This window comes from Pseudomonas sp. GW821-FHT09D08, assembly GCF_059416305.1.
On sequence record NZ_JBWKOX010000007.1, the window covers coordinates 112,745 to 137,640 of the forward strand.

A 24,896-nucleotide genomic window follows, 5' to 3' on the forward strand; every position below is an offset into this window, starting at 1 on the left:
ATCGACCTCTAAGACCGATAACTCATCGTAAAGTTATCGATGAACGAATAATCCTCAACCGTAACCTCCATGCTCGAAACTACCTGACCATCGATGGGAGAGTACTCGACCCAGAATCCGCCTCTGTTTTCGTCAGGATAATCATGTACTGCAAGCACGTGATGATTCTCGTCATAAAATGTCACCTGCCCGGGTTCTTGCTTCCATACCCAAGCAAATTTTATGGACTCCAGTTTGTGTTTAAAATCAAAACGATGTTTTTGCGGCGGTATCGAATGGCTGATCCCCTCACACATCACATAGCTCTGCCCAGAGTAATATTGATTATTGCCGTAGGGCACAACTCCCGCCCTATGCGGACCAGCAACGAATGTCACCTTCATAGTAGGAGTGTCGACGACGCCTCCACGCGTATAGGTGCGCGTGGGCTGGCCTTCAAACCTCTCCTCAATAATGACAATGAACGGCCTTACCAGAAGCACGCGCTCTGGGCACACCACGTTTGCCAACAAGCCACCATCCGTCGCAACGCAGAATCTCAGGGTCAGGCTGGTGTTATCCATCAGCTTATTCAATTCAGAACGTAATACGGGGTTCACGACCCCGGCTGTCACTTCTGCCTCGGTAATCGTTTTGGCTGCGTAAACAGTGAAAGAGTAGGGTGTACCGTTCTTCGCCGTCCCCGTTGCCTGCAACCAGCAATTCTGCCCTGCCCGCAAGAACCACATCGTGTCTACGTGAGAAGTGGCGTTGCCAGCAAATGTTCTCAGATCCAGAATGGCGTTCTGAGTCTTCGGAGGCGTCGCTTGCAAAACGTTTGGCGTTTCCAGCCGCGTAGGCAGACTGATCTTCAAATTCAATGGCGGTGACGTCTGCACCTTGCATGCTGTGGTGACGGTGTAAGTGATCGGCACCGTTTTGCCCATGCTTTCGATCACCGCTTCCGCCGGCAAGGCAAAGCTGACTGCGCCACCCGTACTTCCGGGCTTGGAAGCCAGCACCCAGCAAGTGCCATCCGGCTTTTCCCAGCAGACACTGATGCTGTGGTTGGGGCTGATACCGACGTAAGCCACTTCGACATGTACACCGTCACGCCCATTCCAGGCGGTCAGGTTGGAATCTACTGCTTCGGTGACTATGGGGGCAACCAGCTCCTGCGGTTCCTGCTCGATGTTGAAAGTCTGAGTAGGAAACTCATAAGCACGCGCGAAGTTGCTGGCATCGCAAAAACTAACTGCAAAGTGCAGTTCAAAGTCGCTGCAGTCAGCCAAGAGTTGTAGCCCTTGCCTGGAAATAGAGGTACGGACGCCCTGTCTCTTCCACTCATCCGTAACCGGGGCCCCCACCAACATATCGAGCCGGTGATTGCTACCGTCCTCACGCTTGCCAGTGATCCACATCCAACAAGTATTCGAGCACTCGGCATAGGCCCAGACCGACACTGTCGTATTCGCGTTCCCTGGAAAGGTATTGAGGTCCAGTTTTCCGGCAGTAACCTCTTCAATACCCGGGCAAGTGAACTCCGGCACCGAAACGCTGACTACCTGTGCAGGGGATTCCTGTGGTGCATTATTATTGGGAAATTGAACGGTGTAGGTCAGCGTCATCGAATTGTTGAAAAAACACGCAACCACACAAGCTGGCAGTTTGACGGAAGGCCGTTCTCCGTCGCGTCCAATGCTCACACAGCCAAGTGATTTCCTTGCGTAACCGGTTCCGCTGACATAAAAACAAATCTGGTCGCCTGCATAAGTGTCCAAGCCGGGAGCATCTACATCACCTCCCTCCTTGGTGAGTTCAGGATTGAGGCACCACGTATCGTTGTACGACACAGACTGGAGCAGGTGCGGAGGTGACAGGTTTTCCAGGCCTTGATCTCCAATGAAATTAGCAGTGCGACGATATTGGATTTCAAGCGCATTCCTTGGAAGACGAGTCTCTTCATCTGGATTTTCAACTTCAGCCGGCGGTTGGGCCGGCAAGCCACTCGTGATCCAGGCCGCCTGGCAAGTGATCGATTCATAGCGTGGTTTTTGTCGTGCCAGCCAGCCACGGGCAATGGAAAAAGATAGGTTTTCGCCGAAAGTTATGTCATCAGCCGTCAACACGTAGTCGTACGCCACAGTGTAGAACGCTGGCTTCCCACTGAATTGCTCGATCACCACAGTGCAGTAAATCTTATCTCCTTCCTGGGCAAGATCCGGGAGCGGGATCTTAACGAGCTCGTCCCCTTCGTGATCGTGCATGTCGTAGGTTGGCGTGTTCTGGTAGATTTTTTCATGGAGTAATCGAGGTGCAAGCGCTTTACCTTGCTCGTATGAGTAGAAATTTATGCCCACGTCCTTGGGCAGTGAAACAGCGGTCGTTCCGTTTACTGTTCCCTCGTACCATACGACCAGTGTGAACCCCATGGTCTTGGTCAGATACTTCAAAGGAATCGGCGTTTGCCTGGCTCCCGATTCACCGCTTGAATCCACAACATCCTCAAAAACCAGCCCCTCCTCAATTTCCTCGGTAAGCGTATTTTTCGCGCGGAATTTGAAGGTGATAGGTGAGGCATCCATGACTGAATCGACCGTCAGGTATGACCCTCTCATTCGGGGGGGAGAAACCGTACCGTTTTCCTCACTGGAAACCAGCGGCGCGGCGACCTCCACGGCATCGGGTGCAGAGCAAGCTCCAGACGCTGGTGTATATTTTTTCCTCATAAGAACTCCGTATCCAAAGGGGGAAATTTTCAGCAGCCTGATCCAGCTGCGAACGCCCTTCAGTGAGCTCGCTCGTACAATGTTTGCCTACTGTCAGAATCGACAGTATTTTCGCAAAACAAGTGAATTTCCGATCAATGGTTATTCAGCAGGCCTTGTCTTGGAACAATGCCTGCGCTGCATTTTCATCTGAACGAAAGGGCGGCCTGGCGCAATAGCAAGGCGCGCCGTGGCCGGGGAAATGGGTGAAGATACTCGAGCCAAAATAGGCGCCGTCGGGACTTTCCCCGATGAGGCGCCCAAAGACAGCGAAGATCAGAGCCCCTCCAACTCCGCCATCAAATCACTCAACCGATCCACCTTCTCCGCACTGATCTCATTGGCCGCCAGCCCCTCGATGTACTCGGCCAACTCCGCCACCGTGCTGCATTCGAACATCGCCCGCAGCGGCACGTCCCGTTGCAGGGTTTTCTGCACGCGCGAGGCAATCTGCGTGGCCAGCAACGAGTGGCCGCCCAGTTCGAAGAAGTTGTCCTGTACCCCTACCCGTTCGACTTTGAGCACCTCGGCCCAGATCGCGGCCAAGGTGTTTTCCAGTTCGTTGCGTGGCGCCAGGTAGTCCTGGCTGTGCAACTGGCCGATCTCCAGTTCCGGCAGGGCCTTGCGGTCGAGTTTGCCGTTGGCGTTGAGCGGCAGGCGCTCGAGCCATAGCCAGTGCAGCGGCACCATGTACTCCGGCAGTTCAGCGCGCAGGCGTTGCTTGATACGGTCCAGGCGTTCGCCCGGATTCAGCCTCTCATCGGCGGCCACCAGGTAACCCACCAGATGCTTGCCGTTGACGCCTTCCTGCACGCCCACTGCCGCATCGCGCACTAGCGGTTGTTCGTGCAGGCGCGCTTCGATTTCACCCAGCTCGATGCGGTAACCGCGAATCTTCACCTGATGGTCGATACGCCCGACGTACTCCAGCACGCCATCGCTGCGCCGCCGTGCCAGGTCGCCGGTGCGGTACAGGCGCTCGCCCGGTGCGCCGAACGGGTTCGGCACAAACACCTGGGCGGTGCGCAGCGGATCGCTGACATACCCGCGGCCCACCCCGGTGCCGGCCACGCACAGCTCACCGACCGCCCCTTGGGGCACCAATTCCAGCGCACCATCCACCACGTACAAACGGTTATTGTCCGTCGGCGTACCAATCGGCAGGTAAGTGCCACGGGTGGACGCCAGGTCGACGCGGAAGAACGCCACATCGTCCGAACATTCCGCCGGGCCGTAGGCGTTGACCAGGCCGATGTCCGGGTAACGCAACAACCACTGGTGCGCCAGCTCCGGCGGCATCGCTTCACCGGTCGGCAGCATCCAGCGCAAACCGTCCAGGCTGATGCGATCCTGGGCAAGCATGCCCTGGATCAGCGACGGCACGCTTTCCAACACGGTGACGCCGTGTGCCTGCACATGGGCCAGCAAGCCCTGCGGATCGTGGGCGATGCTGTTCGGCACGATATCCACCCGTGCACCGAACAGCGGCGCGGCGAGGAATTGCCATACGGAAATATCGAAGCTTTGCGAGGCGGTCTGGGCGATCACATCCGCTGGCGTCAGGTCCATATACGGCACCTTGCTCAATTGGTTATTGAGCATGCCGCGCTGTTCGACCATCACGCCTTTGGGCAAGCCGGTGGAGCCCGAGGTGTAGATCACGTAGGCAAGGTTATCCGGGCCGCTGTAGATGCCAGGATTTTCCCCACGGGCAGGCACGTCCTCCCACACCAGCAACTGGCAGTCGACGCCGTCCAGCAGCTCGATGGCCTGCTCGCGGCACGCTTCGGTGCAGACCAGCAACGGTGTGCGACTCAGGTCGATGATGCGGCTCAGGCGCTGGCTCGGCAGGCCCGGGTCCAACGGCAGGTAACCGGCACCGGCCTTGAAGCTGCCGATGATCATGCCCAGCAGGTCAAGGCTGCGCTCGGCCAACAACGCCACCGGTTGGTCCAGGCCGACACCCGCCGCAATCAGTGCATGACCCAGGCCGTTACTGCGCCGGTTCAGTTCGTCATAGGTCCATTGCCGGTCCAGGCAACGGGCCGCGATGCGCTGCGGATGCGCGCTCACCTGGGCTTCGAACAGCTCGATATAGCTGCGTTCCAGCGGGTAGGCGTGTTCGCTCTGGTTGCAGCCGTCCAACAGGAACGCGCGTTCCTGTTCGCCCATCAGTGGCAGGTCGGCCATGTCGCCATGGAAGCCCTGCACCAGCGCCAGCAGCAGGCGCTTGAACTCGCCGAGCATGCCTTGCACGGTGGTTTCGTCGAAGTAACGCTGGTCGTAGGACAGGTGCAGGCCGAGGTCATCCCCCGGGTAGCACACGGCGGTCAGCGGGAAATTGGTGTGGGTGCGGCCGGAGTCCGAGGTGGCATTCAGGCTGTCGGCGCGGTCCAGCACCGAGACTTCCACCGGGGCGTTTTCGAACACGAACAGGCTGTCGAACAGCGGCTGGCCCTTGGGCAGTTCGCTGTGTTCCTGGATCGTCACCAGCGGCAGGTATTCGTACTCGCGCAGTTGCATATTGCTGTCGAGCAACGCGTTCAACCACTGGCGTACGCTGCAACGCTGATCGTCCTCGGGCAGCTTCACCCGCAGCGCGATGCTGTTGATAAACAGGCCGACGGTGCGTTGCATCTCGGGCATTTCCACCGGGCGCCCGGCCACGGTGACGCCGAACAGCACGTCACGCTCGCCGCTCAAGCGTCGCAGCACCAAGGCCCAGGCCGCCTGGGCGAAGGTGTTGACGGTGAGTTGATGGGCCTGGGCCAGTTCGCGCAGTTGCGCACCGTCACGGAGGTCGAGGCGGGTGTAGCAGTCACCCACCACCATGCCGCCACTGTGGCCGGCATGTTCGCGCAGGAACGGCCGGTCGCTGGGGATCGGCGTGGTGCGCTCGAAACCTTGCAGGTTCTGCTGCCACCACTGGCGTGCTTCGGCCAGGTTCTGGCGTTGCAGCCAGGCGATGTAGTCGCGGTAGCGCGGCGGCGTGGCCAACTGCGCCTCGCGGCCTTCGCCGAGGGCCATGTAGATATCGAAGAAGTCATTCATCAGCAGCGAACGGCACCAGGCATCGATCAGGATGTGGTGGTTGCTCATCATGAACCAGTAGCGCGCTTCACCGACACGGATCAGGCGCAGGTGGAACGGCGCCTGGTTGAGCAGATCGAAACCGGCTTCGCGCTCGGCCTTGAGCAGCGCTTGCAGGCGCGGTTCCTGTTCACTTTCCTGGTCGGCACTCCAATCCAGGTACTCGATCGGCGTGCTGCCCGGCTTGTGGATCACTTGCAGCATGTCTTCGCCGACATTCCAGCAGAACGAGGCGCGCAAGGCTTCGTGGCGGGCGATCACCGCTTGCCAGGCTTGGGCGAAACGCTCGGGGTCCAGAGCGCTGTTGATGCGGTAGCGGTCCTGCATGTAGTAGAGGCCGGTGCCCGGCTCGAGCAGGGTGTGCAGCAGCAGGCCCTCTTGCATCGGGGTCAGCGGGTACACGTCTTCGATGGCGCTGGCCGGTACCGGCAAGCTGTCGAGTTGCGACTGGCTCAAGTGCGCCAGGGGGAAGTCGGACGGCGTGAGGCCGCCTGCGTTGTCCTCCAGGCAATGGGCGACCAACGCTTGCAGTTCGGCCAGGTAGGCCTGCGCCAGGTCCTGGATGGTCTGTGGGTCGTGGCGTTCGCGGCTGAAGGTCCAGCGCAGCACCAGTTCGCCGCCGTACACCTGGCTGTCCACACTCAGTTCGTTGGGCAGCGGCGCATCCGGGTCATGGGCCAGGCCCGCCGATTCGTCCAGTGGGTGGAACAGTGCATCGGCGCCGAAGCTTTGGTCGAACTGGCCTAGGTAGTTAAAGGTGATCTGCGCGCTCGGCAAGGCGGCCATGCTCTGTTTGCACAGGTCATCGGCGAGGTAACGCAGCACGCCATAGCCCAACCCTTTATGGGGCACCGCACGCAGCTGTTCCTTGATCGCCTTGATCGAGTCGCCCTGCCCGGTTTGCGGGGTCAGGCGCAGCGGGTAAGCGCTGGTGAACCAGCCGACGCTGCGGGTCAGGTCGATGTCGTCGAACAGGTTTTCGCGACCATGGCCTTCGAGTTGGATCAGCGCCGAATCATGCCCGCTCCAGCGGCACAGCACACGGGCCAGGGCGGTCAGCAGCAGGTCGTTGACCTGGGTGCGGTAGGCGCTCGGCGCTTGTTGCAGCAACTGGCGGGTGTGTTCGGCATCCAGGCGCACGCTGACGGTATCGGCATCACGGTTGCGCAGCGAACCGTGCGGACGGGCCACGGGCAATGCCGCGTCAGGGCCGGCCAACCGGTCCTGCCACAGGCTCAGCTCTTCACGCAGGGATTCGCTGCCGGCATACGCCTGCAAGCGCGCGGCCCAATCGCGCAGGGCGCTGGTCTTGGCCGGCAGGCTGACGGACTGGCCATCGCTGAGCTGGCGGTAAACGTTTTGCAGGTCTTCGAGCAGCACGCGCCACGACACACCGTCCACCACCAGGTGATGGATCGCGATCAGCAAGCGTTGCTGGCCTTGGGGGCCATCCACCAGCAAGGCACGCACCAGCGGGCCGTGTTGCAGGTCGAGGCTGCGCTGGGTGTCGGTGAACAGTGCGGTGCACTGTTGCATGTCGCGCACTTGCGCCTGCATCAGCACGCCGCCTTTGGGTACGGCCAAGTGTTCGGCATGCCATTGCGCATCGCGCCGGGTGAAGCTCAGGCGCAGGGCGTCGTGGTGTTCGAGTACCGCCAGCAACGCTTGCTCCAGGCGATGAGGCTCGAGCAGTTGCAGCGGCTTGAGCACCAGCGCCTGGTTCCAGTGCTGGCGCGCGGGAATATCGGTGTCGAAGAACCAGTGCTGGATCGGTGTAAGGCCCGAAGCGCCGGTGAGCACGCCTTGCTCGGCGCTGACCTGCTCGGAGCGCGTGGCCACCCCGGCCAGGGTTTGCACGGTCTGGTGCTGGAACAGGTCACGCGGGCTGAAGTGAATCCCCGCCTGCCGCGCGCGGCTGACCACCTGGATCGACAGGATCGAATCGCCGCCCAGTTCAAAGAAGTTATCGTCGAGGCCGACCTGCTGCACGTTCAACACCGCGCACCAGATCGCCGCCAAGGTGCTTTCCAGTTCATTGCGCGGCGCCACGTAGTGTTGGCGATTGGCCTCGGGATCGGGTTGCGGCAGGGCACGGCGGTCGAGCTTGCCGTTGGCGGTCAGCGGCATGCTGTCGAGTACGATCAGGTGCGCGGGCACCATGTAGTCCGGCAGTTGCGCCTTGAGATGAGCCTTGAGCGCCTCACGCAAAGTGCCGTGGTCGGCGTCGCTGACCAGGTACGCCACCAGTTGCTTGCCACTCGGCGAATCCAGCGCCAGCACCACCGCTTCGCGCACGGCTGCGTGCTCCAGCAGGCGGGTTTCGATCTCGCCCAGTTCGATCCGGAAACCGCGAATCTTCACCTGGTGATCGATACGCCCCAGGTACTCCACCAGGCCATCGGCGCGCTGGCGCACCAGGTCGCCGGTGCGATACAGGCGACCGCCCTGGCGGGCAAACGGGTCGGCGACAAACCGCTCGGCCGTCATCCCCGGACGTTCGTGGTAACCCTGGGCCAGACCGGCGCCGCCCACATACAACTCGCCGGTCGCGCCTTGCGGCACCAAGGCCAGGTCGGCGTCGAGAATATAGGCCACGCGGTCGCCGACGATGCTGCCAATCGCCACGCTGGCGGCGCCCTCTTCCAGTTGCCGGGGCGCCAGGCTGGCCAGGGGCATCACCACGGTTTCGGTGGGCCCATAGGCATTGAAAAACACCTCGGGCTGGAACGCCGCACGGATACGCTGCAGGTGTTCGCCGGTCAGCGCTTCGCCGCCGGTGATGCACATGCGCACCGGCAAGGTCTGGTGCTGGGTCGCCAGCCACTGCGCCAACTGGCTGCCGTAGCTCGGGGTAAAACCGAGGATGTTGATGCGATGGGTACGGATCAGCCCGCAGATTTCTTCGGCATCCCACTGGCCCTGGGCGCGCAGGACCACCTGCGCACCGCTGAGCAGCGGCACCAGCAGACGCTCGGTGGCGGCGTCGAAGTTGATCGAATAGAAATGCAGCTCGCAATCGTCCGGGCGCATGCCGAAGCGCTCGATCACGGCCTGGCAATGCATGGCGATTTCACCATGGGACACCACCACGCCCTTGGGTTTACCGGTGGAGCCGGAGGTGTAGATCAGGTAGGCCTGATGTTGCGGCAAACTGATAAACGGCAGCTCGCCGGCCGGGTAATTGGCCAGCACCGGCAAGTCATCTTCCAGGCACCAGCAGGCCACGCTCGCCGGCAACTCGCCGAGGGCGTCGAACATCGCCGCATCGCTGAGCAACAGGCCGATGCCGCTGTCTTCGATCATGTAGTGCAGGCGGTCCAGCGGGTATTCCGGGTCCAGCGGCACATAGGCGCCACCGGCCTTGAGGATCGCCAGCAGGCCGATGACCATTTCCAGCGAGCGCGGCAGTGCCAGGCCGACCCGCACCTGCGGGCCGACGCCGCGCTCGCGCAGCATCCAGGCCAAGCGGTTGGCGCGGGCGTCGAGTTCGGCGTAGGTGAGGGTCACACCGGCAAAGATCAGCGCCGGAGCATTGCCACGCTTGAGCGCCTGCTGGCTGAACAGTTGCTGGAGACACTGGTCGAGGCGATGCTCGCCCGCCTCCACGCCCAGGCTGTCCTGCAACGCGCGTTGCTCGGTGGCGCTCAGCAACGGCAGTTCGCTGAGGCGTTGTTGCGGGTTGGCGATCAACGCTTCAAGCAGGTTGCGCCAATGCTCGGCCATGCGCGCGATGCGCGGTTCATCGAACAAATCAGTGCTGTAGGTCAGGCAGCAACCCAGGCGGTGGTCGAGGTCGGTGACTTCCAGGTTGAGGTCGAACTTGGTCGCGCGGGCATCGTTGGCCAGGTATTCGACGGTCATGCCGGCCAGTTGGCGGCTCTGCTGGAATTCCCAGCGCTGCACGTTGCACATCACCTGGAACAACGGGTTGTACGCCGCGCTGCGCGGCGGTTGCAGGGCTTCCACCAGGTGGTCGAACGGCAGGTCCTGATGGGATTGGCCTTCGATCACGGTGTGACGGACCTGCTCGAACAGCTCGGCAACACTCATCTGCCCCGTGAGCTGGCAACGCAGCACCTGGGTGTTGAGGAACGCCCCGATCAGCCCTTCGCTTTCCGGGCGAATGCGGTTGGCCACCGGCGCGCCGATACGCAGGTCGGTCTGGCCGCTGTAGCGGTAGAGCAGCACGGCCAGGGTGGCGGTCATGGTCATGAACAGGGTCAAGCCACGTTCGGCGTTGAAGGCACGCACACGGGCGGCGAGATCGTCGCTGAGGTCGAAGCGGTACAACTCGCCCCGGTGACTTTGCACCGGTGGCCGTGGGCGGTCGCCGGGCAATTCGAGCAGTGGGTGTTCATTGCCCAGTTGCGCGGTCCAGTAGTCCAATTGGCGTTGGCGTTCGCCGGACTCCAGCCACTGGCGTTGCCACACGCTGTAGTCCAGGTACTGCACCGGCAACGGCGCCAGCGGTGACAGGCGCTCATCGATAAAGGCTTCGTACAGCGCGCTGAGTTCACGGGCAAAGATGTCCATGGCCCAGCCTTCGGTGACGATATGGTGCAGGGTCAGCACCAGGTAGTGCTCCCGCTCACCGGCCTTGACCAGGCACGCGCGCAGCAGCGGCCCGGTTTCCAGGTTGAACGGAGTGTGGGCCTCGTGGTCGGCCAGTCGCTGCAAACGCTGCTCGCGCTCGCCTTCGTTCAACGCCGACATATCCTGCCAGTCCATGCGCAGGCCGGTCTGCGCCGACACCTTTTGATAGGCCACGCCGTCGACACTCGGGAAGGTGGTGCGCAGGGTTTCGTGGCGCATGACCAAGGCCTGCAACGCCGCCTCGAAACGCCCCACATCCAGCACGCCACGCAGGCGTGCCATGCCGCCGACGTTGTAGGCCGGGCTGTCCGGTTCCATCTGCCAGAGGAACCACATGCGCTGCTGGGAATACGACAACGGCACCGGCAGGCTGCGGTCGACGGTGGCGATTGCGGTTTGCTGGTTGCGTTGGCCGCTGGCCTGGATCAGGCCGACTTGCTCGGCAAAAGCCCCCAGCTCGCTGGCCTCGAACAAGGTGCGCAACGGCAACTCGACGTCGCAGGCCTGGCGGGTGCGGGAGATGATTTGTGTGGCCAGCAGCGAGTGGCCGCCGAGGGCGAAAAAGTCATCGCGCAGGCCGATTGTTGCCAAGCCGAGCACTTCGCGCCAGATCGCTGCAATCTGCTGCTGCAACGGTGTTTCGGGCTCGATGTGTTCGCGGGTTTGCCACACCGGCGCCGGCAATGCGCGACGGTCGAGCTTGCCGCTGGGGCTCAGGGGCATCGCGTCCAGGCGCATCAGTTGCGCGGGCACCATGTACTCCGGCAACTCGGTGGCCAGGGCGGCTTTGACGTCCTGTTCGTCGAGGGCGGCATGGGCGGTGTAGTAACCGATCAACTGTGCATCGCGCACCAGCACCACGGCCTGGGCGACACCGTCCAGGGCCAGCAGGCGCGCTTCGATTTCTTCCGGTTCCACCCGGAAGCCGCGCAGCTTGACCTGCTGATCGAGACGGCCGAGGTATTCGAGCACGCCATCCGCACTCCAGCGTGCACGGTCACCGCTGCGATACAGGCGTGCGCCCGCCTCGCCCAGCGGGTCGGCGACAAAGCGCTCGGCGGTCAAACCGGCACGCCCAAGGTAGCCACGGGCCAGGCCGATGCCACCGATGCACAGTTCACCCGGCACACCGGCCGGCAAGGGGTTGAGCTGCTCGTCCAGCACGCGGCAGATCACATTGCCCAGTGGTCGGCCAATCGGCGAACGCTCGCCATCGTCAGCAGTGCAATGCCAGTGGGTGACGTTGATCGCCGTCTCGGTCGGGCCATAACGGTTGTGCAATTGCACCGCCGGCAACTGCGTCAATACGCGATTGCGCAACTCGGCGGGCAAGGCTTCGCCACCGGAGAACAGGCGACGCAGGCTGGTGCACTCGGGCACCAACGGTTCGTCGATAAACAGCTGCAACAGCGGCGGGACGAAGTGCAGCGTGGTCACGCCGTACGCCTGCACCAACTGCGCGATGCGGTGCGGATCGCGGTGCTCGCCGGGGCCGGCCAGCACCAGGCGGCAGCCGGTGATCAGCGGCCAGAAGCATTCCCACACCGACACGTCGAAACTGATCGGTGCCTTTTGCATCAGCACGTCGCTGTCATTGAGTTGATAGGTGGCCTGCATCCACTGCAAGCGCTCGGCCAGGGCCGCATGGGTATTACCGACGCCCTTGGGCTGGCCGGTGGAGCCGGAGGTGTAGATCACATAGGCGAGGTTGTCGCCATCGAGGTGCAGGCCGGGCGGTTGGGTCGGCCAGCTGTCGAGGTGCAGGCTGTCCATGGCAATCACGCACACGCCTTCGGCACTCGGCACGCGGTCCAGCAATGCGGTCTGGGTCAACAGCAGGTGCACGCCGCTGTCCTTGAGCATGTAGGCCAAGCGCTCGGCGGGGTAATCCGGGTCCAGCGGCACATAGGCACCACCGGCCTTGATGATCGCCAGCAGGCCCACCAGCAGTTGCGGCGAACGTTCGGCGGCGATGGCTACGCACACGTCCGGGCCGACGCCTTTGTCACGCAGGTAATGGGCCAGGCGGTTGGCCTGGGTGTGCAGTTGGGCGAAGGTCAGGCTGCCGTCCTGCCAGACCAGTGCGGTGTTGTCCGAGGTGTGTTGGTTGAGCAGTTCGGGCAACCATTGTTGAGCCGGTGCGCATGGCGCCTGGCTCCACGCTTGCTGTTCGTCCTGCGGCATCAGCTGGAGGTCACCGATGGCCTGTTGCGGTTGTTCGCACACGGCCTGCAGCAGGTGGATGAAGTGCGCGGCCAGGCGCTGGATGGTCGCGCTGTCGAACAGTTCGTCGGCGTAGTCGAAGGACAGGCTCAGGCGCCCGTTGCGGTCTTCTTCGCTGTGCAGTTGCAGGTCGAACTTGGCTTCGCGGCTGTGCCAGGGCAGCTCGTCGGCGAGCATGCCCGGCAGGCGGCGCAAGGCGCTGAGGTCACGTTGCTGGTGGTTGAACATGACCTGGAACAGGCCCTGTTCGCGGGCTTGCGGGAAGGCTTCCAACAGTTGCTCGAACGGCAGGTCCTGATGGGCCTGGGCGCCCAGTGCAGTCTGGCGGGTGGCGGCCAGCAGCTCAGTGAAAGGCAGGCGCCCGTCCAGCTCGGCACGCAGCACCAGGGTGTTGATAAAGAAGCCGATCAGGCCTTGGGTTTCCTGGCGCGGGCGGTTGGCGTTGGGCACGCCGATGCGGATATCGCGCTGGCCGCTGTAGCGGTAGAGCAAGGTCTGGAACGCCGCCAGCAACAGCATGAACGGCGTGGATTCGTGGGCCTGGGCGGTCTGGCGAATCGCTTCGCTGAGGCTGACACTCAGGCGCACACTATGGCGCGACGCACTGTGGCGTTGCTGGGCCGCACGCGGGTGGTCGGTGGCCAGGCTCAGGGTCGGGTGCTCGTCCCCCAGTTGCGCTTTCCAGTACGCCAGTTGGCGCTGGCCTTCACCGTCGGCCAGCCATTGGCGCTGCCAGCTGCCGTAGTCGGCGTACTGCAAGGCCAGTGGCGGCAACGCCAGGGCCTGGCCCTGGCTTGCGGCGGCGTACAGGCGCGAGAACTCGTCGATGAGTATATTCAACGACCAGCCATCGGCGATGATGTGGTGCAGGGTCACCAGCAACTGGTGATCGTCCTCGTCCAGGCGCACCAGGGTCACCCACAGCAGCGGGCCTTGTTCCAGGTCGAACAGGGTGCGGGCTTCGTCCTCACGGATCTGTTGCGCGCGAGCCTCACGCTCGGCGACGGGCAAGTCGCTGAGATCGATAACCTGCAGGTCAAAATCGCTATTGGCGTCCACACGCTGGAAGCCCTGGCCATCGCGCTCATAGAAGCGGGTGCGCAAGGCTTCGTGGCGCCGGATCAGGTGCTGGAAGCTTGAGCGCAGCGCGTCTTCATCCAACTCGCCACGCAGACGCAGGGCGCCGGGGATGGTGTAGGCGCTGCTTTGCGGGTCCAGTTGCCAGGTGATCCACAGGCGGTTCTGGGCCAGGGATTGGGGCAGTTCGTCCTGGCGCGACAACGGGCGGATCGCACCTTGGGCAATGCCACCGTCCTGTTGCAATTGCGCCACGCCGGCGGCGAACCCGGACAGCGTCGGCGCCTCGAACAGCAGGCGCAGGTTCAACTCCAGGCCGAGGGTTTCCCGCAGGCGCGCGACCACTTGGGTGGCGGTAATGGAGTTGCCGCCGAGCAGGAAGAAGTGGTCGTCGGCCGCCACCGTAGCGACCTGCAGCTGCTCGCACCAGATCGCGGCGATCCGGCTTTGCAGTTCGGATTCCAGTGCAACAGCGCTCGCCTGGGCGTGCAGATCGGGGAACTGTGCGTAGCAGTCGAGGCTGCCGTCGGCCTGCCGAAGCGCGCACGCCGCACGCTGCACCTTGCCACTGGAGGTCTTGGGCAAGCCGCCGGGGTTAAGCAACACCACCACGCACGGCGCCTCTTGATAGGCCTCGGCCACGGCTTGGCGGATGGCTTTGATCAGCGCTTCAGGCGGCAGGATCTTCTGCACGCTGCGGCTGATTTCCGCGGCGATGCCGATGCCTTCCAGGCCTTTGTCATTCACCGCAAACGCCGCGACCCGGCCCTTGCGCACCACTTCCACTTCGCGCTCGATGGTCTGTTCGATGTCCTGGGGGTACAGGTTATGGCCGCGCACGATCAGCAGGTCTTTCAGGCGACCGGTGATGTACACCTCGCCCTCGCGGATAAAGCCCAGGTCACCGGTGCGCAGCCAGGTACGGCCGGCATGCTGCACGAAGGTCTTGGCACTGGCCTCCGGGTTGCGCCAGTAGCCGTGGGCGATGCTCGGGCCGCTGGCCCAGAGTTCGCCGACGCAGTTGTCGGCCAGCTCGCTCAGTGTGTGCGGGTCGGCGATCAGCACCGCGTGTTCAGGCTGGCTGGTGCCGCAACTCATGATCGCACTGCCCTGCCCCGGCTCGGCGCGGTTGGCGGCCAGGGCCTGCTCGTCAATGCGCAGCGCCGGGATGCCATGGCCACGCCGGCCGCCGGCGACAAACAGGGTGGCTTCGGCCAGACCGTAGGAGGCGAAGAAACTATCCGAGGTGAACCCGCAGGCGGCGAACTTCTCGGCGAAGCGCTCGAGGGTGTCGAGGCGGATGGGCTCGGAGCCGGAATAGGCCACGCGCCAGTTGCTCAAGTCCAGGCGCTCCAGGGCCGACTCACTGACCCGCTCGCTGCACAGGCGGTAGGCGAAATCCGGCCCGCCGCTGATGGTGCCGCGGTATTCGCTGATCGCTTCAAGCCAGCGCAATGGCCGGCCGAGGAAATAGGCCGGCGACATCAACACGCACGGCACGCCGCTGAAAATCGGTTGCAGCAGGCCGCCGATCAGGCCCATGTCGTGGTACAGCGGCAGCCAGCTGACGATCACGTCGTCAGGGTTCAGGTCGATGCCAAAGCCGCGCCGGATCAGCACTTCGTTGGCTACCAGGTTGCCGTGGCTGACTTGCACGCCCTTGGGCAACGCGGTGGAGCCTGAGGTGTATTGCAGGAAGGCGATGTCGTCGGGTTGCAGGTCGGGGGCGCTCCAGGCGCTGGCGATCTGTGCGTCGAGGGTGTCGACACTCAGCACCGGCGGCGCGTTTTCGATCTGCGCGAGGCCATCGGCCAGGCTGGCGATGGTCAGCAGCAGACGCGGTTCGGCGTCACCGATAATCGACAGCAAACGCTCCTGGTGATGACGGCGGGTGGACTCCGGCGGGTAGGCCGGCACCGCGATCACCCCGGCGTACAGGCAGCCGAAGAACGCCGCGACGTAGTCCGGGCCACTGGGGAACAGCAGCACCGCACGGTCGCCCTGTGCCGCATTGGCCTGGAGGGCGGCGGCGATGGTGCGGGCGCGTTGGTCCAGGTCACGGTAACTGAGTACCACGTTGTGCTCGGCCGACTCGGCGAGGAAGCGCAGGGCGACCTGGTCCGGGGCCTGGGCGGCGCGACGTTGAAGGGACTCGACCAGGGTGCGGGGAAGTTCGAAGGCGTCCATCATGGGGTTCCTGCCTGAAATCGGCTTACGGGAAATTCGGGAATGGGAGAGCGATCAGCCGGCGGCCATTTGCCGCGCCGCGCCATTGCGCCAGCGGGCCAGGTGTTCGTCGGCATAGCGCCGCACGCAGCGCAATACGGCGCTTTCGTGCTGGATAAGGAAAAAGTGGTGGCCGTCGAACATATCCAGGGAAAAACCGCTGGCGGCATCGAGCTGCCAGTCGAGCAACTGGTCGGCGCGCACGCTGTCCTGCTTGCCGCCGAACACATGGATCGGCAGGTCCAGCGGCTTGCGCTCGCCGTAGGTGAAGCTGCCGCACAGCAGGAAATCGGCGCGCAGGATCGGCAGCATCAACTGCATCAACTCGGGATTGGCCAGGGCTTCTTCGGCAGTGCCTTGCAGTTCGCGCAGGCGGGCGATCAGTTGCGCGTCGGTCTTTTCGATGGCGTATTCGCTGACATCGCGGCGGGCCGGGCCGGCCGTGCCGGAGGCGAACAGCGCCAGCGGCGCAGGGACATTCCGTGCGTTTAACGCGTGGGCCAACTCAAAGGCCAGCAGGCCGCCGAGGCTATGCCCGAACAACGCATAAGGGCCGCTCAAGTCGCGACTGATTTCCTCCGCGAGCTGCGCCGCCAAGGCCTTGATATCGCGCTGCAGGGGCTCATCCATGCGCATGCCCCGCCCAGGCAATTCCAGCGGGCACACCTGCAACCACTCCGGCAACGTGCGGCGCCAACGCGCGTAAACCATGGCGCTGGCGCCCGAATAGGGCAGGCAGAACAGGCGCAGTCGAGTCGGCGTAGTCATCCCGCGACGACTCCAAACTGAAACACGCTGTGTGCACGATAAAAACCCATGTCGTCCTCCTGCGGGTGCTGATCCTTGGCCGCTTTACTAACGGCCCTGTCACCCAGAAGAACGGACGGCACCGGCAAATAATTAGTCGCCGGGTACCTGCGAGACGTGGTTCACACCTAACAAGAAAGCATAAGATTAGTTCGCCTTCTCATTTGACAATCATTATCATTCAGCATAATTTGTTGCCCGATGTGTAGGAGGCCTCAGCAAGGACGCCCTCCCCTAACCTCTTTTGCGACAAGGTGATTTCCATGACGGAACAAGTATCCACAGGCAGGTGCGACTCACCGCTTCTCCAGGCATTTGTCGACAATCGACTGATTCTGGTGAAGATTGCGGCACGTATTACCGGGTGCCGCTCCCGTGCCGAAGATGTAGTGCAGGACGCCTACTTCCGCCTGCAATCGGCGCCGACGATCACGTCATCGTTCAAGGCCCAACTGAGTTATCTGTTCCAGATCGTGCGCAACCTGGCGATCGATCACTACCGCAAGCAGGCCCTGGAACTCAAATATTCCGGGACGGAAGAGGAAGGCTTGAATGTGGTCATTCACGGCGCTTCACCGGAAACCTCCCACATCAATTTCAACACCCTGGAAAACATCGCCGACGCCCTGACGGAGTTGCCCCAGCGCACCCGCTATGCGTTCGAGATGTACCGCCTGCACGGTGTGCCGCAAAAGGACATTGCCAAGGAACTCGGGGTTTCACCGACGTTGGTGAACTTCATGATTCGCGATGCGCTGGTGCACTGCCGCAAGGTGTCCGGCAACCATAGCGATACGTTTGCACGGCGGGTGTGACCTCAGGGTACCGCCATCACATCGATGCGGTACGGCTCGAAAATCTTCAGCATCTCGCCGCTGTCGCGCAAGCGCTTGAGCAACGCCGAAAACGCCTCGCCCGTGATCGGTGCCTTGGGCCGCAGCAACGCGTAGTGGTGATAGACCTGGTCGATACGCTCCGAGACCAGGAACTGCCCGGCCATATCCGCATTGCGCACCATGAAGTCACTCAGGTACGAACGGGTTACCAAGGCGATGTCCGCACGCCCGCGCGCAACCATCAGCAGGTTGCTGTCATGGGAATAGGTCAAGGTGGCGTTGAAGTGCTCGGCCAAGTACTTGGGGTCGGGGTTGAAGTTGGCAAAGGCGTAGTGATAGCCGCTGAACACCGCCAGGCGTTTCCCGGCAAGGTCGGCGAAATAGTCCTGGCCTCGACCGGGCTCACGCTGGGCGACGAAGATTTCCGCATCTTCCAGGCCCATGTCGATGCTGGTGTGGGCAACCTTCTGCCAGCCCCAATCGGGATTTTCGAAGATGGCCATGTCGACACGGCCTTGTTCGAAATCACGAAAACGCCGGGGGATGGAGGTCGGTACCAGCACAAACTGGTAGTCGGTTTGCGAGGCGTTCAGGGCCTCCACCAGTTGCGGCAACAGACCGGTGTCGGCGCCTTGCTCCGGGCGCACGGTGTAGGGCGGGAAATGCGCCGCGCCGATGCGCACCAGTTGCGCAGCCGAAGCCGGCAACCACGCTGCGGTGCCGAGTACCCATAAAGTAAGTCCTGCAGCCAACCGCCATGGCGATAACATCAAGGCACACACCGTTCAATACATCGATGTCGATAAGCTAGGCGTTTTTGTCCAGCTAGACAACTTTCCACCGGCAAATTAATAGCTTGCGCCTCAATCGGCCTTCAAAACCATCAACAAGGCTTCTTCGGCCAATTGCTCCAGGGTCAGGTTGCCCTCGGCGCGAAACCAAGTGGTGGTCCAGGACAAGGCTCCGGTAAGGAAGCGTCGTGCAATAAACACATCGCCCTTGATGTAACCCGCCGCCTTGGCCTCGCCCAACACCTGCAGCCAAATGTCTTCGTACACATCGCGCAGCGCCAGCACCTGGGCCTGGGCGTCGGTCGACAGCGAACGCCATTCATACACCAGCACCGCCATGGCCTCGCCGCTGCCACCCATGATCGACTGCAATTCGCAGCGAATCAGCGCCAGCACACGTTCGCGTACGGTGCTCGCCTCCTCGAGCGAGGCACGCATCAAGGCCGTGTTGTAGTGGATGGTTTCCTCCATCACCGCGCGCAGGATCTCGTCCTTGCTCTTGAAGTGATGAAAGATACTGCCGGACTGAATGCCCACGGCACTGGCCAGGTCGCGCACGGTGGTGCGTTCAAAGCCCTTGTTGCGAAACAGGTGCGCCGCGGTTTGCAGCAACTTGCCCCGGGCACTGTCGGGGTCGGTCAATTGGCCGCCGTCGACCATGGTGCGCATCACCCGCAGGGCTTTGTGCTCATCCATGCTGCTCTCCTCTACTTCTACTGACGTCTTGGCCGGCAATTTAGGCCGTGCCAGTCACCCAAGCAAGCGCTTGGGCAAAACTTGTGACCGGAGTTTACAAACCAAGCGCTTGCTTGGTAGTCTCGTTGCCAGCCATTCGAGGAAGGATTTCTCATGAGCAAGACGGTTCGTATCGGCTGCGCCAGCGCCTTCTGGGGTGACACCTGCAGCGCGGCCGCGCAGTTGGTGCACGGCGGCAAGCTGGACTACCTGGTGTTCGACTACCTGGCGGAAGTCACGATGTCGATCCTCGCCGGTGCACGGATGAAAGATCCCCAGGCCGGCTACGCCACGGATTTCGTCGAGGTGCTCACACCGCTGCTGGCCGAGATCCAGCGCCAGGGCATCCGCGTGATCAGCAATGCCGGCGGCATCCACCCCCAAGCCTGCGCCGCCGCCCTGCAAGCTGCCTGCGATAAAGCCCAGGTGCCGTTGAAAATCGCCGTGCTGCTGGGCGATGACCTGCAACCCCGGCTCAAGCACCTGCAAGGCATCACCGACATGTTCAACGGCGCGCCGCTGCCGCCCCTGTGCGTATCGGCCAATGCCTACCTCGGCGCACCGGGCATTGCCCAGGCGCTGCAACTGGGCGCGGACATCGTCATCACCGGCCGGGTGGTCGACAGCGCGGTGGTCAGCGCGGCGCTGGTGCATGAATTCGGTTGGTCATGGCAGGACTACGACCGCCTGGCCCAGGCCGCGTTGGCCGGGCATATCATCGAATGCGGCGCGCAGTGTACCGGTGGCAACTTTACCGACTGGCGCGAGGTGCCCGACTACGAACACATCGGCTTTCCCATCGTCGAGGTCAGCGCTGACGGCCAGTTCAGGGTCAGTAAAGTCGAGGGCAGCGGTGGCCTGATCAGCGAACTGAGCGTGGCCGAACAACTGCTGTATGAAATCGGCGACCCACACGCGTATCTGCTGCCCGATGTGATCTGCGATTTCAGCCAGGTGAAGTTGCAGCAGCAAGGCAAAAACTGCGTACGCCTGCACGGCGCCAAGGGGTTGCCGCCAACGCACCAGTACAAGGTCAGCGCCACGTACCCGGAAGGCTTTCGCTGCACCGCCAGTTGCCTGATCGCCGGGATAGACGCGGTGGCCAAGGCCGAGCGGGTCAGCCAGGCGATCATCAACAAGACCTCGGAACTGTTCAGCCAGCGCGGCTGGGCGCCCTACACCGACGTGAATATCGAACTGCTGGGCAGCGAAGCGACGTATGGCCCCCGCGCCCTGCGCCACGACTGCCGCGAGGTGGTGGTCAAGCTGGCGGTGCGCCACCCGAGCAAGCAAGCGCTGGTGCTGTTCGCCCGCGAGATCGCCCAGGCGGCCACGGGCATGGCGCCGGGGCTGACCGGGATTGTCGGCGGGCGGCCGACGGTGTATCCGCTGATCCGCTTGTTCTCGTTCCTGATCGATAAGGCCGCCTGCGAGGTGGTAGTCGACTTCCAGGGCCAACGCCACGTCTGCACGCTGCCCATCGCCGACGCCCCCCTCATGCCTACCGCCGCGATGGATCCGCCCAAACCCCAGGGCCGCGCCGACGCCAGCGTGGCGCTGGTGAAACTCGCCGTGGCGCGCTCCGGCGACAAGGGCAACCACAGCAATATCGGGGTCATCGCCCGCGCCCCCGAGTACCTGCCGTGGATTGCCGAAGCGCTGACGCCAGAGGTGCTCGTCGACTGGATGGGCCATGTGCTCGACCCCGTGCACGGCCGCGTTGAACGCTGGTATTTGCCCGGCAGCCACAGCCTCAATTTCCTGCTGGAAAACGCCCTGGGCGGCGGCGGCATCGCCAGCCTGCGCATCGACCCCCAGGGCAAGGCCTTCGCCCAGCAGCTGTTGGAAATCCCCATCGCTGTGCCGCAACACATTGCCGATCAACTCACGTAAAGGAGCATTGCCGTGGCCTTCGACTCGATCTTCAAAGCCGGCCTGTTCCAGGGCTACACCGTGATCGTCAGCGGCCGCGACACAAGGCGGAGCAATAAACCATGCCGCTGATTGACAGCCTGATCGATCCCCACAGCCCGCAGTTCGCCCAGAACCGCGCCGCCATGCTGGAAGGCATCCAACACCTGCGCCAGTTGGAACAGACCCTGCTGGGCAAGGCCGAGGAGGCCAGGCCCAAGTTCGAAAAACGCGGCCAACTGCTGCCCCGCGAGCGCCTCAACCTGCTGCTGGACCCGGGCGCGCCGTTCCTGGAACTGGCGAGCCTGGCCGGCTACAAGCTGCATGATGACAAGGACGGCAGCGCCGCCGGCGGGGGGTTGATCGCCGGCATCGGCTACGTCAGCGGCGTGCGCATGCTGGTGGTGGCCAATAACAGCGCGATCAAGGGCGGCACCGTTTCGCCCTCCGGCCTGAAAAAATCCCTGCGCCTGCAACAGATCGCCATGGACAACAAACTGCCGGTGGTGACCCTCGCCGAAAGCGGTGGCGCCAACCTCAACTACGCCGCGGAGATTTTCGTCGAAGGCGCGCGCAGCTTTGCCAACCAGGCGCGCATGTCCGCCATGGGCTTGCCGCAGATCACCGTGGTGCACGGCTCGGCCACGGCGGGGGGCGCGTACCAGCCAGGGCTGTCGGATTACGTGGTGGTGGTGCGCGGCAAGGCCAAGCTGTTCCTTGCCGGCCCGCCGCTGCTCAAGGCGGCGACCGGTGAAGTCGCCACCGATGAAGAATTGGGCGGCGCCGAAATGCATGCACAGATCGCCGGCACCGCCGAATACCTGGCGGAAAACGACGCCGATGGCGTGCGTATCGTGCGTGAAATCGTCAGCCTGTTGCCCTGGGATGAGCGCCTGCCGTTGACGCCCAAACGCACTTACGCCGAGCCGCTGTACCCCATCGACGACCTGCTGGGGCTGATCCCCGCTGACCCGAAAAAGCCCTACGACGTGCGCGAAATCCTCGCGCGCCTGGCCGACGGTTCGCAGTTCCTCGAGTTCAAGGCAGCGTTCGACGCCCATACCGTCTGCGGCCATCTGCACATCCAGGGCCGCGCTGTCGGCGTGATCGGCAACAACGGCCCGATCACGCCCAAGGGCGCGAGCAAGGCGGCGCAGTTTATCCAGCTGTGTGACCAGAGCCGCACACCGCTGCTGTTCCTGCACAACACCACCGGCTTCATGGTGGGTACCGAAGCGGAGCAGCAAGGGGTGATCAAGCATGGCGCGAAGATGATCCAGGCGGTGGCCAACGCACGGGTGCCTAAACTCACGGTGGTGGTCGGTGGCTCCTACGGCGCCGGCAACTATGCAATGTGCGGTCGCGGCCTGGACCCGCGTTTTATCTTCGCCTGGCCCAACAGCCGCACGGCGGTGATGGGCGGTGCCCAGGCGGGCAAGGTGCTGCGGATCGTCACCGAGGCCAAGCAGTTGAAAGACGGCCTGGTGCCGGATCCCAAGGTGCTGGACATGCTCGAACAAGTCACCGCGCAAAAACTCGACAGCCAGTCCACCGCCCTCTATGGCAGCGCGAACCTGTGGGATGACGGGCTGATAGACCCACGGGATACCCGTACCTTACTCGGCTTTCTGCTGGATATCTGTCACGAGGCCGACGTCCGCGAGTTGCAGCCCAACAGCTTCGGCATCGCGCGCTTCTAACCGGAGAACAAGAACAATGATCTTCACCCAGGAACACCAGGAACTGCGCCGCACCGTCCGTGCCTTCGTCGACCGCGAGATCAACCCTCATGTGGACGCATGGGAAAAGGCCGGGCGCTTCCCCATCCACGACATCTTCCGCAAGGCCGGCGACCTCGGCTTGCTGGGGATCTCCAAACCGGAACAATTCGGCGGCATGGGCCTGGACTACAGCTACTCGATCGTCGCCGCCGAAGAGTTCGGCACCATCCGCTGCGGCGGCATCCCCATGTCCATCGGCGTGCAGACCGATATGTGCACCCCTGCCCTCGCCCGCTTCGGTTCCGATGAATTGCGCGACGAATTCCTGCGCCCGGCCATCAGCGGCGAGCAGGTCGGTTGCATCGGCGTGTCGGAAACCGGCGCCGGCTCCGACGTGGCCGGGTTGAAAACCCATGCGCGCAAGGACGGCGACGACTATGTGATCAACGGCAGCAAAATGTGGATCACCAACTCGCCCAGCGCCGACTTTATCTGCCTGTTGGCCAACACCTCCGACGACAAGCCGCATATCAACAAGTCGCTGATCATGGTGCCGATGAACACCCCAGGGATCAGCGTCAGCCCGCCCCTGGAAAAACTCGGCATGCACAGCTCCGAAACCGCCCAGGTGTTCTTCGACGGCGTGCGCGTGCCCCAGCGCAATCGCATCGGCCACGAGGGCGCGGGGTTCATGATGCAGATGCTGCAGTTCCAGGAAGAACGCCTGTTTGGCGCGGCCAATATGATCAAGGGCCTGGAGTACTGCATCGACAGCACCATCGACTACTGCAAGGAGCGCCAGACCTTCGGCAAGGCGCTGATCGACAACCAGGTGATTCACTTTCGCCTGGCCGAACTGGCCACCGAAATCGAATGCCTGCGCGCACTGGTCTACCAGGCCACCGAGCAGTACATCAAGGGCCAGGACGTGACCCGCCTGGCCTCCATGGCCAAGCTCAAGGCCGGGCGCCTTGGCCGCGAAGTCAGCGACAGTTGCCTGCAATACTGGGGCGGCATGGGCTTCATGTGGGACAACCCCGTGGCCCGTGCCTATCGCGATGTGCGCCTGGTGTCGATTGGCGGCGGCGCCGATGAAATCATGCTGGGCATCATCTGCAAGTTGATGGGCACTCTGCCGGGGAAAAAGCCATGAATACCCTGCTGCTCGAACCCCACAACGGCGTGTTGCACATCACCCTCAACCGGCCCGAATGCCGCAATGCCATGAGCCTGGAAATGGTCAACGAACTGCGCGCGGTGCTGGCCGGGTTGGACAGCCAGGTGCGCGCCGTGGTGATCAGCGGCGCAGGCGGGCATTTTTGCGCCGGTGCCGATGTGAAGGACCTGGTCAGCGCCGGCGATCAATTGCAGGCCCTGAACCGGGCGTTCGGCACGTTGCTGCAAGCGGTGGAAGCCGTGTCGCCAGTGGTCATCGTGGTGCTGCAAGGCGCGGTGCTGGGCGGCGGGTTTGGCCTGGCCTGCGTGAGTGACATCGCGATTGCCGATCACCAGGCGCAGTTCGGTTTACCGGAGACCAGCCTGGGGTTGCTGCCGGCACAGATCGCACCGTTTGTGGTCAAGCGTATCGGCCTGACCCAGGCGCGGCGACTGGCGCTGACGGCGGCGCGGTTCGATGGGTTGGAAGCTCAACGGCTGGGGCTGGTGCACTTCACCGAGACCGATCCGCAGGCGTTGGCGGAGCGTCTGGATGAGGTGCTGGGGCAGGTGCTGCGCTGCGCCCCCGGCGCCAATGCGCGTACCAAGGCGCTGTTGCTGGCCAGCGTGGAGCAGCCCGTGGGGCCGCTGCTGGACCAGGCGGCGCAGTGGTTTGCCGAGGCGGTGACCAGCGCGGAAGGGATCGAGGGGACGCAGGCGTTTGTGCAGAAGCGCAAGCCTGGGTGGTGCAAATGACGCCCGCTGAGCATGGGTATCTACACAATTTTCTGTGGTCTGTGGCGAGGGCGCTTGCTGCCGTGGCGGCCTTCGGGCCGACCATGTCGTTGGGTTTGAGCGAGTACATATCCGTTGCTGCGGTAACGGCTGCCTATGGTTCCGCTCTTACAGCGGGTCACTTTGGAAAAGCCCCAAAGTAACCAAAGGGCTCTTGCCCCACCACTCGGTACCTCGCCTAGGCTCGGT

At 63.0% G+C, this 24,896-nt stretch carries 11 protein-coding genes; 6 read left to right on the forward strand and 5 right to left on the reverse strand.

From position 1 onward, the window contains the following. Window positions 1-8 precede the first annotated feature (8 nt). Window positions 9-2,564, reverse strand: coding sequence for a hypothetical protein (locus tag AC07OP_RS14870; RefSeq protein ID WP_495103225.1), 2,556 nt, complete (start codon window positions 2,562-2,564; stop codon window positions 9-11). On the opposite strand from AC07OP_RS14870, the gene AC07OP_RS14875 reads away from it, so the two are divergent. Next, entirely contained in the window at window positions 2,563-2,901 is a 339-nt protein-coding gene (locus AC07OP_RS14875; protein ID WP_147296019.1) for a hypothetical protein, read from the forward strand. The two genes, AC07OP_RS14870 and AC07OP_RS14875, sit on opposite strands and share 2 nt — an antisense overlap. A gap of 122 nt (window positions 2,902-3,023) precedes the next feature. On the opposite strand, the gene AC07OP_RS14880 is transcribed toward AC07OP_RS14875, so the two are convergent. Together AC07OP_RS14880 and AC07OP_RS14885 are read right to left on the reverse strand one after the other, a co-directional pair. Beyond that, window positions 3,024-15,920 carry a non-ribosomal peptide synthetase gene (locus AC07OP_RS14880; protein ID WP_495103226.1) on the reverse strand — a complete coding sequence of 4,299 codons (12,897 nt, stop codon included), beginning with the start codon at window positions 15,918-15,920 and terminating at the stop codon, window positions 3,024-3,026. A 51-nt stretch (window positions 15,921-15,971) separates the two neighbouring features. Beyond that, window positions 15,972-16,724 (reverse strand): thioesterase II family protein, encoded by a 753-nt coding sequence (locus tag AC07OP_RS14885; RefSeq protein ID WP_495103227.1) that lies wholly within the window; start codon window positions 16,722-16,724, stop codon window positions 15,972-15,974. A gap of 302 nt (window positions 16,725-17,026) precedes the next feature. Between AC07OP_RS14885 and AC07OP_RS14890 the strand changes: the two genes are divergently transcribed. Next, complete coding sequence (locus tag AC07OP_RS14890; RefSeq protein ID WP_027603895.1) at window positions 17,027-17,578, forward strand: RNA polymerase factor sigma-70; 552 nt, start codon at window positions 17,027-17,029, stop codon at window positions 17,576-17,578. A gap of 2 nt (window positions 17,579-17,580) precedes the next feature. Here AC07OP_RS14890 and AC07OP_RS14895 read toward each other — a convergent pair whose 3' ends face one another. Both AC07OP_RS14895 and AC07OP_RS14900 read right to left on the reverse strand, forming a co-directional pair. Then, on the reverse strand, window positions 17,581-18,369 hold the full coding sequence (locus AC07OP_RS14895; RefSeq protein ID WP_495103228.1) for a substrate-binding periplasmic protein: 789 nt from the start codon (window positions 18,367-18,369) through the stop codon (window positions 17,581-17,583). Window positions 18,370-18,462: 93 nt separating this feature from the next. Further along, window positions 18,463-19,086, reverse strand: a complete 624-nt coding sequence (locus tag AC07OP_RS14900) for a TetR/AcrR family transcriptional regulator (protein WP_027603893.1) — start codon at window positions 19,084-19,086, stop codon at window positions 18,463-18,465. A gap of 153 nt (window positions 19,087-19,239) precedes the next feature. Here AC07OP_RS14900 and AC07OP_RS14905 point away from each other — a divergent pair, with 153 nt between their 5' ends. The 4 genes from AC07OP_RS14905 (at window position 19,240) to AC07OP_RS14920 (ending at window position 24,668) form a co-directional block, all read left to right on the forward strand. Beyond that, the gene (locus tag AC07OP_RS14905; RefSeq protein ID WP_495103229.1) at window positions 19,240-21,018 is read left to right on the forward strand and encodes an acyclic terpene utilization AtuA family protein; all 1,779 of its coding nucleotides are present in this window, start codon (window positions 19,240-19,242) and stop codon (window positions 21,016-21,018) included. A 101-nt stretch (window positions 21,019-21,119) separates the two neighbouring features. After that, window positions 21,120-22,736, forward strand: coding sequence for an acyl-CoA carboxylase subunit beta (locus AC07OP_RS14910; RefSeq protein WP_495103230.1), 1,617 nt, complete (start codon window positions 21,120-21,122; stop codon window positions 22,734-22,736). 16 nt (window positions 22,737-22,752) lie between these two features. Then, window positions 22,753-23,910, forward strand: coding sequence for a citronellyl-CoA dehydrogenase (gene atuD, locus AC07OP_RS14915; protein WP_495103231.1), 1,158 nt, complete (start codon window positions 22,753-22,755; stop codon window positions 23,908-23,910). Continuing rightward, window positions 23,907-24,668: an enoyl-CoA hydratase/isomerase family protein gene (locus AC07OP_RS14920; RefSeq protein WP_169897940.1), complete on the forward strand. Its 762-nt coding sequence runs from the start codon at window positions 23,907-23,909 to the stop codon at window positions 24,666-24,668. Before atuD ends, AC07OP_RS14920 begins: the two co-directional genes overlap by 4 nt. The last annotated feature ends 228 nt before the right edge of the window (window positions 24,669-24,896 follow it).